The organism is Thalassolituus hydrocarboniclasticus (assembly GCF_025345565.1).
GTDB classification, from domain to species: Bacteria; Pseudomonadota; Gammaproteobacteria; order Pseudomonadales; family Oceanobacteraceae; genus Venatoribacter; species Venatoribacter hydrocarboniclasticus.
Map to the genome: position 1 here is coordinate 3,129,649 of NZ_CP054475.1, position 19,975 is coordinate 3,149,623.

Sequence of the window (19,975 nt, forward strand, 5' to 3'; positions counted from 1 at the left end):
CCGCAATGGTTCCCCACTGCGGCGTTTTTTATTGCCGGCAAACTGTGACCGGAATCACATCACTGTCACAAATATTGAAACTAATCCTAAAGTACCAGTTTTTATATGTAACCATACACATGAGAATTATTAACATTTCTAACATTAATACCCATCCACACCATCACGACAAGAGAGAGCACTATGGTCCGTACCCGGACAATTACGGTTTTGGCCCTGGCGTTATTACTGAGCGCCTGTGGCGGTGATAACATATTTTTGAAGGGCCTCAATGGTTCCGGTCAGGGTGAGCCTGACCAGTATCCTGGCAGCAACACTCAGGCCAGTATGAATGCACAGCTGCAATCTCTGATCAGTGCACTGCCGACAGCCTTCACCGGTCTGCCATATGAAAGCCCTGCCATCAGCAATACCCTCTCTGGCCCGGTACAGTACAGCGCCACTAACCTGCCAGCCTGGGCAAGTCTGGATACAAACAGCGGAGTCATCAGCGGAACGCCCGCCCTGAATGATGCCCGCGCAGCGGTTAGCTTTACCCTCAGCCTGAACTTCAGCGGCCTCAGCGTCAGCCAACCTGCGACTCTGTCCGTACATCATGGGGCAGAATACAAAACAGCGGCCCCCATCGATTTTTACGCCGAACAGTTTGGCGGTGGCGAGCGTCCTCTGCGTAACGATCTGAGCGGTAATCTGCAGGGTGAAGTGCAGTTTATTCAATCGCACAGCGTACGCCCGGCCAATAACTATGTACGTGACAGCGGTGATGAAACCAACAGCATCTACAGCCCACGCCTGATTGCCCTGCGCGATGCCTTACTGGTGTTTATCCCAACCAACGTTAACAGCGCCGACATCGTCACTGTCGATGCCGAAATCAGCTTCAATGGCGAAGTGCAGCAGCGCCTGTCACTGAACCACCCCAACGACCTTCCCGCCGCAGATTATAACGGTAGCAGTGAGGTCACCTTTTCCCGCCGCGCCTGGAATGCCGTATTGCCATGGCAGCAGGTGCGCAACGGCCTGTCTGTGCGTTTTATCATCAATGCCGGTGCCGCCAGCGAACGTGATGGCCTGCTGAGCGCCAGCGCGATTGATATTGGTGACGCCAGCCAGATTGTATTCCAGAGCCTGCGTCTGGGGATGCTCACCCATTTCGATAACAGCAACGGTCACTTCACTCTGAACAATCCGCTGCTGGCCGCCACCGATTATTTCCAGACACTGCCAGTCTCACGTCTTGTGATGGGCTCTTATGCCGATATGCAGCTCGATAAAGTCATTATCGGCAGCGGCGTTATCTATGACGATGTCAGCGCCACTGACGGCGGTTACTACAATGGTGATATGCGCGGTGACGTAGCCAAAGCTCAGGTCAGCACCGGGATCAACCTCGCCAACTATGGTATTTCCAGCTACAACATGAACCAGAGTTACCCGCATCTGTTTAAACAGATCACCAACCACCACGCCTGGGGTAATTATAAGAATGGCCGCCAACCACATGGCCTGAGTGGCGGTAACGGCATCGGCACACTGGTCGACAGCCGTGGCAACGAAGCCAGTCATGAATGGGGTCATGCTTATGGTCTGGGCCATTATCCGGGCCAGAATCTGACCGAAGACGGTCGTTTTCAGCGCCATCATGCCGACAGTGGCTGGGGCTATATTGCCTACCGCAAGCGTCTGCGCGACAGCCTGAACGACAACAGCGAAGCCGCCGAAGAGCAGCCCCGCAGCTTTCATCTGAATGGGCGTATTCCCTATGGCCGCGACTCCATGTCCGGTGGCAGCCCGAACTCACAATTCTCTTCTTATACCCATTACACCGCCTATTCTGCCCGTATTATCCAGAACGATCTGGCAAAGTTCCCGCTGCCCGACAGCCGCTTTGCCAGTGGCTATAAAAAATGGGACACCAGCCTTGGCGCCTATGCCGAATACAACTTCCCGGAAGCCGATAAGCGCCTGCCGCCGCAACAGGTTGGCGTGGCCGTAGCCACCATTCTGGGCGGCTACGACCCGCAGGGCAGCAGCGCCCTGATTTATCCGGTATTCCACGGCAATTACGGTAATGTATTCGATCTGCCAGCCCCGGATCTGAACGACAACCGCGACCAGTGCTGGGTCAGCGTCAGTAACGCTGCCGGTGCCGAACGTAAAATCGCTCTGGCCGCCAGCCGCTATGACAACAACCGCGTTAACCAGCTGCACTTCAATCTGGAAGCAGAATTCCGCCCGACCCTCGCCGTGCTGAGCTGCCGCCGTGCCGGTGTCGATACTGAGCTGACGCGTACCACCTTCGATGGCCAGATTCCGGAGTTACCACCACTCGCTATCGTCGGTCAGGAAGAAGGATTCAGCAGGCTGCGTGCCGTGGAAATGGAAACCCTGAGTACGGTATTGGCCGACCAGCAGGAGGTTGCGCTGCCGGTGCTGAACAACCAGCAGCAGGTGATGCTCGACAGCTACAGCGACAGCCAGCTGCGCAATGACCTGAGCGCGCCCGCCCTGCCTGTGTATCAACGCCTGAGCAGCATCCGTTTTCATATCAGTCAGGTGGAACTTATGCTGAATAAACTGGATGCTGACAAGGTCAGTCCTGCAGAACAGCGCCGGATTATCCGGCAGTTACTGGATGACACCGGCCTGCTGAGCAGCAGTGAGGCCCTGCCCGCCAATGGCAATCTGATTCAGGGACCAAAAACCTTCAGCAGCGCCGGCATGGATACCGACGGCTACGTCAGCGCGGTCAACAGTGCGGCAGAAGGCAGCCGCTGGCTGATCAGCGCAACCGGCAAGATTCATGCGGCCGAGAAGCCCTGGTTATGCCTGACGCCAGCCAGTGGTCGCCTGACGCTGAGCAGCTGCCGTAATAGTCAGAGTAACCAGCTGTGGCTGCACACCGCTCAGAGCACGCTGAAAAATCAGGGCACTGGCCAGTGTGTGGATTACGCCAGCCATAACGGTACGCTGATTACCTATGGTTGCCATAACGGCTGGAACCAGCAATGGAGCGCACCGCTGAGCAGCGACAATCAATTACTGGCCCTGCTGGACGGCAATACCCTGCAGCGCCTGTATGAACTGCTGGCTGAATAAGCCGCATAACAGCACCTGCTGATAAAAACGCCGCTGTGGTTTGCCGCAGCGGCGTTTTTTATGGAGCACAATTTAACCGGCCAGCGCCACCGATTTCACCTGCGCCCAGACGGACATGCCCGCCTGCAAACCCAGCTGAGTCACCGAACGCTGCGTCAGCCGGGCACGCAGTAATTCACCGTCCGGCAAGCGCAGATTCAGCAGTACCGAGACGCCACTCTGACTGAGGCTTTCAACCCTGACCGGCAGAATATTGAGGATACTGCTGTCGTCTGCACGGCTGAGGCTGATACTCACATCCCGCGCCAGCACCCGCGCACGTAAGTGATCACCCACAAGCGCCTGAGGCGCACTCAGTAACAGCTCTGCGCTGCCAGCGGCTGTTCCGTCTGCCGTCAGAGCCAGCCGCGCCAGCCCGTCCGCCTCCTGGGCAACCACGGTACCTTCGAGCACCACGCCGGTTTCATCGCCCAGACTGAGCCTTGCCAGTACATCGGCCAGCCTGCCCTGATCTTTCAGCGTACCCTTTTCCAGCACCAGCAGCTGATCGGCCAGTTGCACCACCTCTTCCAGCGCATGGCTGACATAGAGTATCGGCCCCTGATAGACCTGATGCAGGCGGCGCAAATAGGGCAACACCTCCTGCTTACGTGCGCTGTCCAGTGCCGACAGCGGCTCATCAAGCAGCAACAAACGTGGATTAATCAGCAGTGCCCGCGCCAGCGCCACGCGCTGCTGCTCGCCACCTGACAAACGCTGCACCGGACGCTGCAGCAGTGGCAGCAGGTCGAGCAGTTCCAGCACCTGCCGGGCCTGCTTTGCGGGTAATGGTGTCAGCCCGCGCTTACCTGCACGCTTAACGCCATAATCAAGATTGCCCTGCACATTCAGATGACGCAGCAGACCGGCATCCTGAAACACCAGCGCCAGCGGACGCCGATGCGCCGGCAGGCTTTGCCGCGCACTGCTCCAGATTTCATCCCCAAGACGAATCTCACCGCCCTGCTCCAGTCCGGCAATGCAGCGCAGCAGCGTGGTTTTACCACAACCGGAGGGGCCAAATACCGCCGTCACGCCCTGCCCGGCCAGTGCCGTATTGAGCTGCAGGCGAAAGTCGCCACGGCGGAGATCAAGATTCAGGTGCAGATCGGTCATGGGCGGCTCAGGGAAAAATTCAGGCGACTGTGGCGGTTCAGGCTGTACATCAGCAGCAGCACCACAAACGAAAACAGCAGCATCATCAGCGACAGGCTGTGCGCCTGAGCGTAACTCAGGGCCTCAACATGGTCGTAAATCTGCACCGAAATCACCCGCGTTTCACCGGGAATATTGCCGCCAATCATCAGCACCACGCCAAACTCGCCGACAGTATGGGCAAAGCCGAGCACTGCCGCAGTAAGCAGACCCGGTTTGGCCTGCGGCAGAACCACGGTAAAGAAGCGATCCCAGGGCCCGGCGCCCAGTGTCGCAGCGACTTCCAGCGGCCGCTCGCCCATGGCTTCAATGGCGTTTTGTACCGGCTGCACCACAAAGGGCAGCGAATACAGCAGCGAGGCCAGCACCAGTCCGCTGAAGCTGAACGGCAGCAGCCCCAGCCCAAGTGTCTGCATCAGCTGGCCGAGCGGACCGTTTGGTCCCAGCGCCAGCAACAGATAAAACCCCAGCACGGTCGGCGGCAGAACCAGCGGCAAGGCCACCAGTGCCGATACCGGGCCGCGCCAGACAGAGCGGGTACGCGCCAGCCACCACGCCAGCGGCGTGCCGATTAACAACAGCAACATCGTGACCAGTGTCGCCAGCTTCAGCGTCAGCCAGACCGCCTGCCAGTCTGCTGCAGTTAACAACATGCGTTACTCCCGGTGATAACCATAACCACGGATCAGCTCCGTTACTTCCGCCGATTGCAGAAAAGCCAGAAATGCTCTGGCCGCCGGGTTCGGTTCGCCTTTCTTCAGTAGTACTGCATCCTGACGGATCGGCTGATACAGATTGTCGGGCACAATCCAGGCACTGCCGTTATTGATATGGCCGCCACTCATCACCTGCGACAGCGCCACAAAACCAAGCTGGGCATTGCCGCTGGAAACAAACTGCCAGGTCTGGGCGATGTTTTCCCCCATCACCTGGCGGGTCGCCACGCTGTCGGTCAGTGCCAGGGCTGCCAGCGTCTGCTGTGCCGCGGTACCGTAAGGCGCCAGGCGCGGATTAGCCAGCGCCAGTTTACGGAACTGGCCGCTGTGCAGCTGCGCGCACACATCCACATCGGGTGTGGTTGTCCACAGGGCCAGACGCCCCAGAGCATAGGTGAAACGGCTGTCGGCGCTGGCAAAACCGGCACGGATCAGGGCTTCGGGCTTGACCTGATCCGCCGACAGGAATACCTCAAAGGGCGCGCCATTGTGAATCTGGGCGGTGAATTTTCCGGATGAGCCAAAGGCCATTATCAGGGTATGGCCGCTGTGCTGCTGAAAGCGTGCGGCGATGTCTTTCATCGGTGCGGTAAAGTTGGAAGCCACCGCCACCATAACCTCGCCGGCGATGGCCTGTGCCGGTACGAGAAAAGAAAAAAACAGCAGACCGATAAACGCCAGCGAAGCTATGCCATGCCGGTGGAGTCTGAACATTCGGGAACCTCTTCAGTGCTGCTGTTGTATTTAACAGCGCTGTTTATACCTGATTCTATGCACTGGGGCATCTTTGCCCTCTTTTCAGGTGCTGTTTTCAGATCCTACCTGCAGCCCAAAAAGCCGATAGGATTATTACCATACCGCTTTGTCTGAGATAACGAAGGTGACACATGACAGAACCGTGTTAAAGCCAGTGCGGGGCAGAAACGGAATCAGGTTTACAGTAATGAAAGGGATGAATTAACGCGGCGTTGCTATTGGACTACCGGGCCTGCCAGCAGTTATCCGGCAGGCCCTGAGTATTATTCGTCTTCAAATACCGGTTCGGTTCCCGGATGGAACTGATCACTGCCGTACAGTTCCGACAGTAATTTTGCCTCACCATTCGGCTGTACCATACGCGCATGATGGCGGGTTAATTTACGCGGCTCATCCACTCCGCAGGAGTGGGCAATAATACCGACTTCCTGATTCAGGGTTTCAACAAAATGGGCAACACGGGCGGCTTTATCCGTCGGCACCAGACCACGCTGCAAACGCGGGTTATGGGTAGTAATGCCGGTCGGGCAGGTATTTTTATTACACTGCAACGCCTGAATACAGCCCAGGGCAAACATAAAACCACGCGCACTGGTAACAAAATCGGCACCCACGCACAGCGCCCAGGCGACGCGGTCGGGGGTAATTAATTTGCCCGAAGCGACAATGCGGATGCGCGGCCGTAATTTATATTCATCCAGCACATCCACCAGCATCGGCAATGCCTGTGCCAGCGGCAGGCCCATGTAATCCATTAACGATTGTGGTGCAGCACCGGTACCGCCTTCGGCACCATCAAGGGTAATAAAATCCGGTGCCGACTCTGCGCCACGCACATGAATCGCACGGCATAAATCGCGAATCCAGCCAATGTCTCCCAGCACCGCTTTAAAGCCGACCGGTTTACCGGTGATGGCTCTTACCTGAGCAATCATATCCAGCAGATCATCTACCGAGCGGACTTCCGGATGACCATTAGGTGAGATCGAATCTTCTCCGGCTTTAATATGACGGATCGCGGCAATTTCAGCCGTTACTTTTTCGCCGGGTAAAATCCCGCCTTTACCGGGTTTGGCGCCCTGACTGAGTTTAATTTCAAACATACGTACCTGTTCATGAGCGGCAATCGTACGTAATTTTTCCTCATCCAGCTCACCGAACTCATTGCGTACTCCGTATTTGGCCGTGCCAATCTGGAAGACGATGTCCGCCCCGCCTTCAAGGTGATAGGGCGACAAGCCACCTTCGCCGGTATTCATCCAGCAACCGGCCAGACTGGCACCCTTGGATAAGGCCAAAACCGCCGGACGGGAAATAGCCCCGAAACTCATACCGGAAATATTAATCAGCGAAGAAGTGGTGTACGGCGTGCGGCAATGCTCACCCAGAGTGATCGGGCCGGTATCGGCAAAATCGTGTTTCAGAGCCGGAAATGCGCTGTTTACAAATAGGATAGTGCCGGGAACATCCAGCCGGCGGGTCGAGCCAAAGGCGATGGTGGTATTTTCTTTTTTCGCGGCGCGGTAAACCCAGGCCCGCTCGGCGCGGTTAAACGGCAGCTCTTCGCGGTCCTGCGCAAAAAAGTACTGGCGGAAAAACTCACCCAGATGCTCAAAGAAATAGCGGAAGCGGCCAATCACCGGAAAGTTACGGCGCACGGTATGGCGGGTCTGGGTTATATCCACCACATAGGCCACCAGTATCCAGCCTGTAACCGCCAGCGCCACCAGCCCCAGCAAGCCGACCAAAACAATGACGCCATAAGCGGCAATCAGGAATACTTCATCAGACATTATCCATCTCCGGCAATTGAACTGAGCAGACGAGGTCACAGCTTAGAGGCTGGAGGTTTAACTGTCATTACTGACAAAGAAAACGCTGTGATGCAGATCAGGATGCAGTCGCTTCAGCTCAGAAGCTGTGCGGATGGCAGGCAAAAAAAGAGCAGTCAGGGCCTGTTAATACCAGTTAAACAGGCCCTGGGCTGCTTGGAGAACGAAGTCTGATCGGGTGCTGTGATCAATGAACATCGGGTGCTGATTTAGTGCCAGGACGTTCTGCCCGTCTCCTGGCTGACGGTATTCGCACCGCCTGTCAGGCAGTCGGGGTAATGTTTTTTACATTCTTGGCGGTGAAGTAAGAGAACCCACCTTCGATATCGCCCACTTCTACCCGGTTAGGCGACAGCGGAGAGCTTTTGATTGCCGCGATATACAGACCATGGCAGGCAATCAGGTTCTTATCGACATCGTTAAAATGCGGTTGCGAGAAGGCAAACGTCTTACGTTCACAGCCACGTTCCAGTGTGAGAATAAGCTGGGCATCGGTCAGTTCGTTAGCGCGTGAATAGTTCACATAGGTGACACGGTATGCCTGATCGAATTCGTACAAATATTGATCGAGTGTTTGGCGGCTGATGCTCATGGATAAATAAACCTGTATCGGTGATTACCCTTAGGTTTAGTCGCGGCAGTGAGCCATCGCAATGCGGAATAACACAAATCTACAGATATTTTGTAAGCGTCATTTTTCAGTTAAAAATCGGGGGAGATTGTCTGCAGATGGAGAGCATTGATAGGAAAGTCAGGCGTCAATCTTTTGTTGTGTTACAGGATATAAACAGGATTTTACAAAGAAGATAAACAGCTGTTTTTTTGCTGTATTTACCTTCAGTGTAAAACCCTGATCAGCCGCCGCTACCAGTGGCGGGCAATATCTTTTAAGGCGTCACGAATGTCTGCAAAGTCATAGCTGAAGCCCAGCTCCTGCAACCGCTGCGGACGGACATCCTGCCCTTTCAGCAACAACTCGCTCATTTCTCCAAACAGCCACTTTGCCACCATCTCCGGCATGGGTAATAACGCCGGGCGCTGCAGCTCGCGCGCCAGATCCCGGGTAAAGTCGTGATTGGTCACAGGCTGCGGTGCCGTCATATTGATGACGCCATTAACAGTGTTATCAGCATCAAGACTGAGCAAAAAATCAACAGCCCGGCAATAATCCTGTAAATGAATCCAGGACAGGTTCTGACGGCCATCACCAATCATGCCGCCAAACCCCAGACTGAACGGCAGCCATAAACGCTTCAGCATGCCGCCATGTGTTCCCAGCACCACGCCGGTACGCAGGATCAGCAGACGCTCAGTCAGCGGTTGCAGGGGTTCCGCCGCCGCTTCCCAGTCCGCACAAAGCTGTGCCGCAAAATCCTTTCCCTGAGCATCCTGTTCGTTATGCGGTCGGTCATCCACACCACGATAACTGCCGTAGTAACCGATGGCTGAACCACTCAGCACCACTCGAAAGCGCTGACCGGTACGGCTGGCCCAGGCGGCCAGATTGCGGGTAAGAGTAATGCGGCTGTCCTGTAATACCTGCTTGCGGCCACGACTCCAGCGTTTATCAGCAATCCCTTCACCCGCCAGGTTTACCAGTACATCAAACTGGCCACCAAGCTGTTCAAAACCTGCTGCGGCTTTCACCATTCCGCCCCAGCGCCGGGCAACCCAGGCCGGACGGCGACTGAGCACTGTGATGTCAGCGCCCTGAGCCAGCCAGCGGCTGACCAGGGCCTGACCAATAAAGCCGGTACCACCGGTAATCAGAATGCGTTGTTCTGTCATCGTGTTCTCCTTACCGGTGGTTTGCCTGATCGACTCAGAACTGACCGACGGCCATTTCCATCAGGCTGTCTTTACCGGCTTCAATTTCTGTCAGCAGAGCTTCGGTTTGTGGCAGCAATTTGTCCATAAAGAAACGGGCACTGTGCACTTTTGCCTGATAGAAGTCGGTTTCGGTTGAACCGGCATCCAGCTGCTGCTGTGCAACCTGGGCCATACGGCTCCAGAAATACGCAACGGCGGTCAGGGCGAACAAACGCAGATATGGCGTTGCAGCTGCGCCGGCCTGCTCACGGTCACTCATGCCATTCTGCATCAGCCACATCGTCGCTTTCTGCAGACGGCCAATCGCCGCTTTCAGTTGGGACAGATGCGGAGCATCAGGATTATCGTTGATAAAACCGTCGAGCATGGCAAAGAAACGCTTCAGCGCCCGTCCGCCATTCATGCCGATTTTACGGCCCACCAGATCCAGCGCCTGAATACCGTTGGTACCTTCGTAAATACGGGTAATACGGGCATCACGCACCAGCTGCTCCAGCGGCCAGTCCTGAGTAAAGCCGGAGCCGCCCATTAACTGCAGACCATCGTTGGCACAGAAAAATCCTTCATCGGTAAGGAAGGCTTTTACCACCGGCGTCAGCAGCTGCACCATATCATCGGCGTGTTCACGCTCGGCCGGATCTTCTGCGGTGTGGGCGATATCCAGATTCAGTGCGGTGAAGTATGCCAGCGCACGGCTGCCTTCAATGGTGGCTTTCTGACGCAGCAGCATACGGCGTACATCCGGGTGCACGATGATCGGATCGGCTGGTTTATCCGGTGCCTGCGGACCCGCCAGTGAGCGGCTCTGCAGACGGTCTTTGGCGAAGCCCAGAGATACCTGATAAGCCGCTTCAGCAATGCCCAGCCCCTGCAGGCCAACCATCAGACGCGCACTGTTCATCATCACGAACATTGCCTGCAGACCTTTGTGCGGCTCGCCAATCAGCCAGCCTTTGGCTTCTTCGAAGTTCATCACACAGGTTGCCGAACCCTTAATACCCATTTTGTGTTCCAGACCGCCACAAAATGCCGGGTTACGGCTGCCGTCTTCCAGTACTTTAGGCACCAGGAACAGGGAAATACCCTTAGAGCCCGCCGGCGCATCCGGTAATTTGGCCAGCACCAGATGGATGATGTTATCGACCAGATCATGCTCGCCACCGGTAATCCAGATTTTGGTGCCAGAGATCGCATAAGAGCCATCCGCCTGCGGCTCCGCTTTGGTGCGGATCAGACCCAGATCGGTACCACAATGCGGCTCGGTCAGACACATGGTGCCGGTCCACTCACCGCTGATCAGGCGTGGCAGGAAGTAATCTTTCTGTTCGTTGGTGCCATAGCCAATCAGCGCATTCACCGCACCGTGGGTCAGGCCCGGATACATACCCAGCGACAGGTTGGCCGAGCACATCATTTCTTCGGCCAGCGTATTCAGCGTATGCGGCATACCCTGACCGCCGTATTCCACCGGCGCAGACAACGCCGTCCAGCCTGCTTCAGCAAACTGCTTGTAAGCTTCTTTAAAGCCATCCGGTGTAGTGACGCTTTTGCTTTCCGGATCGTAATGACAACCCTGACGGTCGCCGTTGGTGTTGGTAGGCGCAATAACGTTCTGCGCCAGCTTCGCACCCTCGGTCAGCATGGCGTCCATGATGTCGCGGGTTGCGTCCTCATAACCTGGCAATGCCGGTAAAATTTCATCACCTTTCAGCAGTTCATACAGCACAAATTGCATGTCACGCAGGGGAGCCTGATAACTCATGGGATTTCCTCATCATTCACTGGCCGATAACGGCAATTAACGTTCACCAAGCCGGGTGTTGCAAAAAAACTGTGCAAAGCAACCACAAAGCTATGCAATAGTTATACATCACATAGAAAAACGCTACAATGGAAAACTTATACAACGCCAATAAGGATTTTATATGGCCAGCATCGCAATCATTGGCGCCGGCATCGCCGGCCTGAGCGCACTGCAACTTCTTGCCGCACAGGGTCACGAGGTGACGGTATTCGATAAGAGCCGCGGCTCCGGAGGCCGCATGGCCACGAAAAAGGTTGACGACGCCAGCTGGGATATGGGGGCGCAGTTTATCCGTGCCCACAGCGCTGCCTTTACCGCCCAGCTGCAGCAATGGCAGCAATATGGCTGGGTTGAACAATGGAACATCACCCCCTGGATTGCCGATGCCAAAGGTCTGCACCCTTCGCCGGATACTGTGCTGCGCTTCGTCGGTACACCACGCATGACCGGCCTCAGCCGATCTCTGCTAAGCCCGGCCGCCGTATTTTGTGCCGCCACCCGCATTACCAAGGCGCAGCGCGAAAATGGCCGGCACTGGTGGCTGGACAGCGATGAAGGCAAAACCTTCGGCCCCTTTGACGCTCTGCTGATCAGCACTCCGCCACAGCAAGCCGTACCACTGCTGAGCGCGGCGCCAATACTGGCGGCGCAATGTGAACAGGTCGGGATGCTGCCCTGCTGGACACTGCTGCTGACATTGCCGGAAGCAATAAGCAGCGCTCCGGATGCTGTTTTTGTTAAACAGGGCCCACTGGGCTGGATCGCCCGCAATAACAGCAAGCCCGGACGGGATAAAAAAGAGGCCTGGGTGATTCAGGCCAGTCATGAGTGGAGCCGCGAACATGCCGATGCCCCACGTGAACAGGTGCAGCAGGAGTTGCTGCACGCTTTCTTTGCCACCCTGCAGCAGCCACCACAACAACCCGATACGCTGTGGCTGCACCGCTGGCTGTACGCAATACCGGCAAATAGCCTTACACTGGGTGCTTTAACCGATACCAGGCAGCAACTCGCCGTTTGCGGTGACTGGTGCCACAGCCCTAGCCTTGAAGGCGCCTGGCTCAGCGGCCAACAGGCGGCACAGGCATTACTGACCACACTCCCGGACATGGCTGAACAACCACTATGACTGTAAAAAATGCATCCATTCTGCTTGCTCACGGCAGCAGCGATCCGCACTGGCTGGCACCGTTTGAACAATTGCTGGAACGTATCCGCACGCGACTGGACAATCCTCAGGCCCGGGCCGAGCTGGCTTATATGGAACTGGCGGAACCCTCACTGCAAAGCCAGGTACGCAGCCTGGCCGACGAGGGCTATGGTCATATTGATGTATTACCGCTGTTCTTTGCTGCCGGGCGCCACCTGCGCAAAGACGTACCGGCAATGCTGGACAACCTGCAACGCCAGCTGCAACAGGAAGGCAGAGATATCAGCATTACGCTGCATCCTCCGGTCGGACTTGAACCCGAAGTGGCCGATGCCATCAGTCAGGTTGTGGTAAGACAGCTGCAGTAATCACTGAGCAAACAGTGCCGGTACTTGCGGTTCCGGCACTCTTTTCCTTTATTCCGCCTCTTCTCCTTCCCTGGCTCGCCCCTTTCTTTTCTTCTCCTCTCCCTTGCGCCTGTCAGCTGCTTCATCGTCGCAGAGACCCGTTCACTTTCAGCTTCCCTGCGCTGGGCTATGGTGACATATCCGGCGTTTATCAGTGAGCTGCGTCCGCAGCAACAATAAAAGACTTCTTTAAAATCATAATCTTATACATAAACAAGAAAATATTATACAAAGGTGATTGACTTGTAGAACCTGATGGCGCCAGAATCATCCTATACACAGAACGATGCAAAGGTTATACATTATGGCTCAGCAGCATCCGGTAAAAATCTCAGATAACAGCACCCGCATCCCGGTTGGCATCAGTGCCTGCCTTATGGGGCAGGCGGTACGCTTTAATGGCTCACACAAACGCTCCCGTTTCTGCACCGACACCCTGAGTCAGTACTTTGACTTTGTATCCATCTGTCCCGAAGTCGCCATTGGTATGGGCACACCCCGTGAGCCTATCCGTCTGGTCAGCGAACATGCCGCCGACAGCAACGTCCGCGCCGTCGGAGTGACTGACAGCAGCATCGATGTTACCGATGCACTGGCGCAATACGGTGCCCGCCAGGCGCAGCAACAGCAGCATCTGTGCGGCTATATCTTTATGCAGAAGAGCCCAAGCTGTGGCTTGTTTGGTGTCAAACGCTATCTGGCCAATGGTCACCCGGAAGGCAGTGTGCGGGGGATCTACGCCGACGCATTCTGCAAAGCACATCCGTTATTGCCAGTGGAAGAAGCAGGCCGCCTTAATGATGCAGTGCTGCGCGAAAATTTTATGACCCGCGTCTTCGCTTACCACGACTGGCAACAGTTTCAGGCTGCGGGAATTACCCGCAAAGGTCTGATTAATTTCCACTCGCGTTATAAATATCTGGTCATGGCTCACAGCCTGCTGCATTACAAAAGCATGGGCCGGCTGCTGGCCAATTTACGCGATGGCAATCTGCATATGCTGGCGCAGGACTATTTTGTGCAGTTAATGACGGCACTGGCCAAGCCAGCCAGCCGTAAAATGCACACCAATACCCTGATGCATTTACAGGGTTACCTGAAGCAACTGATTTCTGCCAGTGATAAAGCCGAACTCAGTGAGATCATTAACCAGTACCGTCAGGGGATTATTCCGCTGGTCGTGCCGCTGACATTACTTAAGCATCACCTGAACCGCCACGGAGATATCAATAAATACGCCTGCCAGCAGGTGTATCTGAATCCTCATCCTTATGAACTCGGCTTACGGAATGCTTTATGAGCCGCATGGATGAACGCGGTACCTATCCTATCCGGGAATTTGCCCGCCTTACCGGAGTTAATCCGGTAACTTTGCGTGCATGGGAGCGGCGCTACGGCATTATTCGCCCGGAACGTACAGAAAAAGGTCACCGCTTTTACACCGATGAGCATATTCAGCATGTACGCCATATTCTTTACTGGCTCGATCAGGGTTATCCGATCCGTCAGGTAAAGCTGCTGCTGAAAGAAGGTCCGGAACATGCAGAACATAACGACGACTGGTCAAACCAGCAGCAACAGATAATCCGTGCTGCACAACACCTGAATACGCAGCATCTGGATGAATTATGGAATGCCGGGTTTTCCAGCTACCCGCTGGCGGTGTATTACGAACGCTGCCTGTCTCCGGTGCTGCACTTCATGCGCAGCAGTAACACCCCCCATGTTGTTACCCACGCATTTGAACATCTTTTAAAGCGAAAATTCGGAGCCATGCTGCTGCAGCAACAACGTCACAACAGAGGGCCGGTTTTACTGCTTGCCACAAACCATGAGCATGCAGAAATTGAAACCCTTGCCTGTGCCTGCGCCCTCGGTGCTGCAGAATTCCGGGTTGAATATTTTGGCCCGCATCCGACACCTGCCGAACTCGATATGGTGCTGACAATGACTCCGGCTGATAACGTCTGGATTCACTTCCACCCATTAATTCCTGCGCAGCAAAAACAGTGGCAGCAATATCTTGCAGCCTGTCAGCTGCCGCATTTTCTTTCGGGTGCCATGCCTGATACCAGCGTTAACGAAAATCACGCCCAGACATTAATCAGACTGCCAGAGCAGCTGTCGCGTCAGGTAAGACGCTTTATCACCGACAGCGCCTCACGCAGCAGAGTTTACGCAGAAAATAACACCCATAGCGGAGGTTTCCATTGACTCAGTTAGTATGGTTCCGCAGTGATTTACGCACACGGGATAACCCTGCGCTCTGGCATGCCTGCAAGCATATTGAAGAAGGCGTGGTCGGCGTGGTCTTTGTTACCCGTCAGCAATGGCTGCAGCACGGATTGGGGGAGCGGAAAATACAGCTGCTGGAAAATGCGATGCTGGCATTAAAGTCAGAGCTGGCGTCTCTCAATATTCCTTTGCTGATTCTTCCGGCCAACACCTTTGCAGATTGCAATCAGACTCTGCAGCGGCTCATTATTCAGCTCGATATCCGTTCCGTTTCCTTCAATATTGAATACGAAGTAAACGAGCGTCGCCGCGATATAGAATTCGGCCGCTGGTGCCGTGAACAACAGGTTGAACTGTACAAGTTTCATGACCAGTGCGTTGTTCCTCCGGGAGAAGTTCGGACCAAACAGGGTCAGCCCTTTAAAGTTTTCACACCATTCAAGCGCGCCTGGATTCAGCAGGCGGAAGACATCATGGCCGCCCCTCTGCCACAGCCCGGGCCATGCGAAAAAAATATTCAGGCCCCTCTGATTGCCCTGATTAACGCTCAGGCCAGCCTGTCTCTCAATACAGACCCGATAACCGCCAGCGCCGATCCGCTCTGGCCGGTAAGCGAAGAAGAAGCCCACCTGCGGCTGAATAACTTTGCTTATGAACGTGGTATTGACTACAAAAAACTACGGGATTTTCCTGCTGAAGATATGACCAGCCGGCTGTCTGTGTACCTGTCGCTTGGCCTTATTTCTGCACGCCAATGTCTGCATGTGGCACTTGACCGGAATAATGGCCTTTTCAGCGGTGGAAAACCGGGATTTGACTGCTGGATCAGCGAATTAATATGGCGTGAGTTCTATCGCCACCTGCTGGTTGCGTTTCCGCAATTGTGTAAACACAAAGCATTTAAACCCGAAACTGAGCAGGTCTGCTGGCGCGACAGCGAGGCAGATTTTCAGGCCTGGTGTGAAGGGCGCACCGGCTATCCCATTGTCGACGCTGCGCAGAAACAACTGCTGCAGGAAGGCTGGATGCATAACCGTCTGCGCATGATCAGCGCGATGTTTTTAACCAAACATCTGCTTATTGACTGGCGTAAAGGTGAGGCCTTTTTCAATAAATGGCTGCTGGATGCAGACCTGGCCTCCAATAATGGCGGCTGGCAATGGAGCGCATCAACCGGTGCCGATGGTGTTCCCTATTTCCGCATTTTTAATCCGACAACACAATCACAACGCTTTGATGCAGAAGGGCAATTTATTGTCCGTTATTTGCCGGAGCTGACACCTCTTCCTGCAGCGGCACGCCATCAGCCCGATAGCCTGCAGCGTCAACGCTGTGGTTATCCGCAAGCTGTTGTAGAACATAAATTTGCCCGCCAACGGGCACTGGATGCTTTTAAACAGACACTAACCGCGGCCGACGCCGGAGATAACAATGACGAATAAGGACGCATCAGGCTCAGAGCAGCTCCCTAACAGGAGTGCCTTGCGCACGAATATTATTCGCTGGTTTGATTCTGAGATCAGCAGTAACGAAGACATGAGCAGTACAGAATTCAACTGGTTGCGTGTCATGCCTTTTATCATTCTTCATCTGCTCTGTTTGCTGGCATTTTTTCTGCCGGTCAGCACCACCGCGATTACTTTCTGCTTTGTTTTATACTGGCTGCGCCTTTTTGCTATTACCGCATTTTATCATCGCTATTTTTCTCATCGCGCATACAAAACCAACCGCTTCTGGCAGTTTATCTTTGCCCTGCTGGGCAATATGGCGGCACAACGCGGTCCGCTGTGGTGGGCGGCTCATCACCGCGCACACCATCAGCATGCCGACACTGATGAAGACCTGCACTCACCGGTTAAACGCGGGTTCTGGTGGAGTCATCTGGGCTGGTTCACCTGTGACGCTTCTTTCCGTACCCAGCACCACCGCATTAAAGACTTTTCGCGTTTTCCGGAACTGCGCTGGCTGAACAGATACGACAGCTTTGCACCATTACTGCTTATTGCCTTGCTGTTTATTGCCGGAGAATGGCTGGCTGCTGCGGCTCCGGAATTAAATACCAACGGCTTGCAACTGGTTGTCTGGGGATTCTTTATCTCCACAGTATTACTGTTTCACTCTACCGTCACCATTAATTCGCTGGGACATATATGGGGTAAAAAGCGTTTTCAGACCAAAGATGAAAGTCGTAACAACGCCTTTCTGGCACTGCTCACACTCGGCGAAGGCTGGCACAACAATCATCACCGCTGGGCGGTATCAGCCCGTCAGGGTTTCTATTGGTGGGAGCTGGATATTACCTATCTGATTCTGAAAATGATGAGCTGGGTTGGCATTGTTCATGATCTGAATCCAGTACCTGCCCATGTACTGGCCGAAGGTCGTTTTCCTGCTCAGCACAAGACTGCGGAGAAATCATCTTGAACACCCAGAAAAGTCTGTTACAGAGCAGTGAGACTGAACGCTTTCAGAATCTGTATCACGTCCTTAACCGTGATACCGTTTCTGCTGATCTGCTTAAAACCTGTTATGCCGACAGCATTATGTTTTGCGATCCGTTTCATGAAATACAAGGTATCGATGCGCTTACTGACTATTTCACGGCGATGTACAGCAATGTTAATCATATCGACTTTATTTTTACCAACTGCTGGCATCAGACAGAACGCAGCATGTTGCGCTGGACAATGAATTTCCGTCATCCGCGTTTGCGCCACGGCGACCTTATCAGTGTCGAAGGCTGCAGTGAGCTGCGCTGGGAAAATGACCGTATTGTTTACCATCGTGATTTCTTCGATGCCGGGGCAATGCTGTATGAAAACATTCCCTTATTTGGCTGGGCGATCCGCAAGCTGAAGGAGCGTATGTAATGAATAACAGGAAACTTTCAGCGGCCGATAATTCACTGCCCTTGTCCGCACAGATCATCTGGCTGACCGGCGCATCCAGTGGTATCGGTGAGGCTCTGGTGCATGCACTTCAGGCGCAATGCCAGCAGCTGATTATCAGTGCACGCAATGCTGAAGCGTTGCAGCGGCTGGCTGATCAATACAGTAACGTCAGCATCCAGGCTGCAGATATAACCGATGCCGGACAAATGTTGTCAGCTGCTGAAGCCATCGGCGATCAGTTTGGCCGTATCGACACATTAATAGCCAATGCCGGGACCTGTGAATATGTCGACGTCGACAACTTTGACAGCGCGTTAATCCGGCGTGTACTTGAGACCAACTTCTTTGGATTGGTTAATACCGTTCAGGCAGCATTGCCATTACTGGAAAAAAGCCAGCGCGGCCTGATTGCCGGCATGAGCAGCAGCGTTACCTGGCTGGCCATGCCCCGCGCCCAGGCGTACGGCGCCAGCAAAGCCGCCGTGCGTCATTTCCTCGAATGCATGCAGGCTGATCTGAAACACAAAGGCATCGATGTCAGTATCATTTCTCCGGGATTCGTCCAGACACCACTGACTGACCGTAATGATTTCCCTATGCCGGGAAAAATAGATTCTTCCGAAGCGGCTGACATTATTGTTAAAGGGATACGCAAACGCAGCCTCGAAATACGCTTTCCGTTTATGTTCACACTTGTGCTCAGACTTATAGGATCACTTCCTGCATCCCTGCGTCTGAAAGTCACCAGCGCCATGGCACGTAACGAAAAATCAGAAAAAACCGGAGATCAGCAGAAATGAAAGAACGTATCGCAGTTATTGGCTCCGGAATTTCCGGCCTTACATGTGCCTGGCTTTTACGTGAAAAGTACGACATTCATCTTTATGAAGCTGGTGATTATCTTGGTGGTCATACACAAACCAACGATATTGAGGTTGAGGGTAAAACATACCCGGTTAACAGCGGATTTATTGTTTTTAACGACTGGACTTATCCCAACTTCATTCGTTTGATGGACCGCTTGGGAGTTGCATCAGAAAACTCCGATATGAGTTTCAGTGTAAAATGTGAGCGCTCGAACATGGAATATAATGGTCACTCTCTTGATTCTTTGTTTGCCCAGCGCAGTAATATTTTCAACCTGCGTTTCCTGTGGATGATCCGCGATATTCTGAAGTTCAACAAAGAAACCCGGGCTGAACTGGCGTCCGGTGAAATAAGCGATAGTGAAACGCTGGGTGAGTACCTGCAGCGAAAAGGCTACAGCGATTATTTCCGCCGTTATTACATCATCCCCATGGGCGCCGCGATCTGGTCCGCCAGCGAAGCGATGATGATGGATTTTCCTCTGTATTTCTTCCTGCGCTTTTTCAATAACCACGGCATGCTCAGCGTTGATGACCGTCCACAGTGGAAAGTGATCAGTAATGGCTCTCAGAGTTATGTTCGCCGCATCGAGCAGGATCTCAGCGCCGACCAGATTTACCTGAATACGGAAGTTACCCGTGTAGAACGCGATGATCAGGGTGCTACGATTTATTCTTGCCGTGGTGCAGAGCGTTACTCACAGGTCATTTTTGCCTGCCACAGCGATCAGGCGCTGAAAATGCTTTCTGCACCGACACCACAGGAACAGGAAATTCTCGCAGCCATCCCTTATAAAATGAATGATGTGGTACTGCATACCGACAGCAGCATCCTGCCTGAAAGTAAAAAAGCCTGGGCGGCATGGAATTACCATATTGGCTACAAAGCACAGGATACCGTTGCCGTTACTTATTACATGAACCGGCTGCAGAACTTCGATGATGCTCCGGTCGATTTTTGTGTAACGCTGAATAAAACCGCTGATATTGATCCGAAAAAGATACTGCGCTCCTTCCGCTATGCTCATCCGGTATTCACTCTGGAAGGGATGGCGGCACAAAAACGCCATGCGGAAATCAGTGGGCATAATAACAGCCACTTCTGTGGCGCTTACTGGTTCAATGGTTTTCACGAAGATGGTGTCAAAAGTGCTCTGCGTGTCACTGAAGCCCTCGGAGTCTCCCTGTGAAATCA

General features: G+C 54.0%; 17 protein-coding genes. 10 read left to right on the top strand and 7 right to left on the bottom strand.

Translation table 11 applies throughout. The features are described 5' to 3' along the window. Positions 1-183 precede the first annotated feature (183 nt). Positions 184-3,099, top strand: coding sequence for a M66 family metalloprotease (locus HUF19_RS13995; protein WP_260997192.1), 2,916 nt, complete (start codon positions 184-186; stop codon positions 3,097-3,099). A 72-nt stretch (positions 3,100-3,171) separates the two neighbouring features. On the opposite strand, the gene modC is transcribed toward HUF19_RS13995, so the two are convergent. From modC to HUF19_RS14030, 7 genes are all read right to left on the bottom strand, one after another. After that, entirely contained in the window at positions 3,172-4,254 is a 1,083-nt protein-coding gene (gene modC, locus HUF19_RS14000) for a molybdenum ABC transporter ATP-binding protein (RefSeq protein WP_260997193.1), read from the bottom strand. After that, complete coding sequence (gene modB, locus HUF19_RS14005; protein WP_260997194.1) at positions 4,251-4,946, bottom strand: molybdate ABC transporter permease subunit; 696 nt, start codon at positions 4,944-4,946, stop codon at positions 4,251-4,253. Before modB ends, modC begins: the two co-directional genes overlap by 4 nt. A gap of 3 nt (positions 4,947-4,949) precedes the next feature. Beyond that, positions 4,950-5,723 (bottom strand): molybdate ABC transporter substrate-binding protein, encoded by a 774-nt coding sequence (gene modA / locus HUF19_RS14010; RefSeq protein WP_260997195.1) that lies wholly within the window; start codon positions 5,721-5,723, stop codon positions 4,950-4,952. Positions 5,724-6,028: 305 nt separating this feature from the next. Continuing rightward, complete coding sequence (locus HUF19_RS14015) at positions 6,029-7,558, bottom strand: FMN-binding glutamate synthase family protein (protein ID WP_260997196.1); 1,530 nt, start codon at positions 7,556-7,558, stop codon at positions 6,029-6,031. A gap of 301 nt (positions 7,559-7,859) precedes the next feature. Next, positions 7,860-8,189, bottom strand: a complete 330-nt coding sequence (locus tag HUF19_RS14020) for a hypothetical protein (RefSeq protein ID WP_260997197.1) — start codon at positions 8,187-8,189, stop codon at positions 7,860-7,862. 272 nt (positions 8,190-8,461) lie between these two features. After that, positions 8,462-9,385, bottom strand: coding sequence for a TIGR01777 family oxidoreductase (locus tag HUF19_RS14025; RefSeq protein ID WP_260997198.1), 924 nt, complete (start codon positions 9,383-9,385; stop codon positions 8,462-8,464). Positions 9,386-9,419: 34 nt separating this feature from the next. Then, positions 9,420-11,189, bottom strand: a complete 1,770-nt coding sequence (locus tag HUF19_RS14030; RefSeq protein ID WP_260997199.1) for an acyl-CoA dehydrogenase C-terminal domain-containing protein — start codon at positions 11,187-11,189, stop codon at positions 9,420-9,422. A 163-nt stretch (positions 11,190-11,352) separates the two neighbouring features. Between HUF19_RS14030 and HUF19_RS14035 the strand changes: the two genes are divergently transcribed. The 9 genes from HUF19_RS14035 (at position 11,353) to HUF19_RS14075 (ending at position 19,970) form a co-directional block, all read left to right on the top strand. Then, complete coding sequence (locus HUF19_RS14035) at positions 11,353-12,360, top strand: NAD(P)/FAD-dependent oxidoreductase (protein ID WP_260997200.1); 1,008 nt, start codon at positions 11,353-11,355, stop codon at positions 12,358-12,360. Continuing rightward, positions 12,357-12,749 (top strand): sirohydrochlorin chelatase, encoded by a 393-nt coding sequence (locus HUF19_RS14040; RefSeq protein ID WP_260997201.1) that lies wholly within the window; start codon positions 12,357-12,359, stop codon positions 12,747-12,749. Before HUF19_RS14035 ends, HUF19_RS14040 begins: the two co-directional genes overlap by 4 nt. 343 nt (positions 12,750-13,092) lie before the next feature. Continuing rightward, positions 13,093-14,088, top strand: coding sequence for a YbgA family protein (locus HUF19_RS14045; RefSeq protein WP_260997202.1), 996 nt, complete (start codon positions 13,093-13,095; stop codon positions 14,086-14,088). Next, entirely contained in the window at positions 14,085-15,002 is a 918-nt protein-coding gene (locus HUF19_RS14050; protein ID WP_260997203.1) for a MerR family transcriptional regulator, read from the top strand. The genes HUF19_RS14045 and HUF19_RS14050 overlap by 4 nt, the downstream gene beginning before the upstream one ends. Further along, complete coding sequence (phrB, locus tag HUF19_RS14055) at positions 14,999-16,465, top strand: deoxyribodipyrimidine photo-lyase (protein WP_260997204.1); 1,467 nt, start codon at positions 14,999-15,001, stop codon at positions 16,463-16,465. Before HUF19_RS14050 ends, phrB begins: the two co-directional genes overlap by 4 nt. A gap of 40 nt (positions 16,466-16,505) precedes the next feature. After that, complete coding sequence (locus HUF19_RS14060; RefSeq protein ID WP_260997205.1) at positions 16,506-17,447, top strand: acyl-CoA desaturase; 942 nt, start codon at positions 16,506-16,508, stop codon at positions 17,445-17,447. Next, entirely contained in the window at positions 17,444-17,893 is a 450-nt protein-coding gene (locus tag HUF19_RS14065; protein WP_260997206.1) for a nuclear transport factor 2 family protein, read from the top strand. The genes HUF19_RS14060 and HUF19_RS14065 overlap by 4 nt, the downstream gene beginning before the upstream one ends. Further along, positions 17,893-18,714, top strand: coding sequence for an SDR family NAD(P)-dependent oxidoreductase (locus HUF19_RS14070; protein WP_260997207.1), 822 nt, complete (start codon positions 17,893-17,895; stop codon positions 18,712-18,714). Before HUF19_RS14065 ends, HUF19_RS14070 begins: the two co-directional genes overlap by 1 nt. Then, the gene (locus HUF19_RS14075; RefSeq protein ID WP_260997208.1) at positions 18,711-19,970 is read left to right on the top strand and encodes an NAD(P)/FAD-dependent oxidoreductase; all 1,260 of its coding nucleotides are present in this window, start codon (positions 18,711-18,713) and stop codon (positions 19,968-19,970) included. Before HUF19_RS14070 ends, HUF19_RS14075 begins: the two co-directional genes overlap by 4 nt. Positions 19,971-19,975 lie beyond the last annotated feature (5 nt).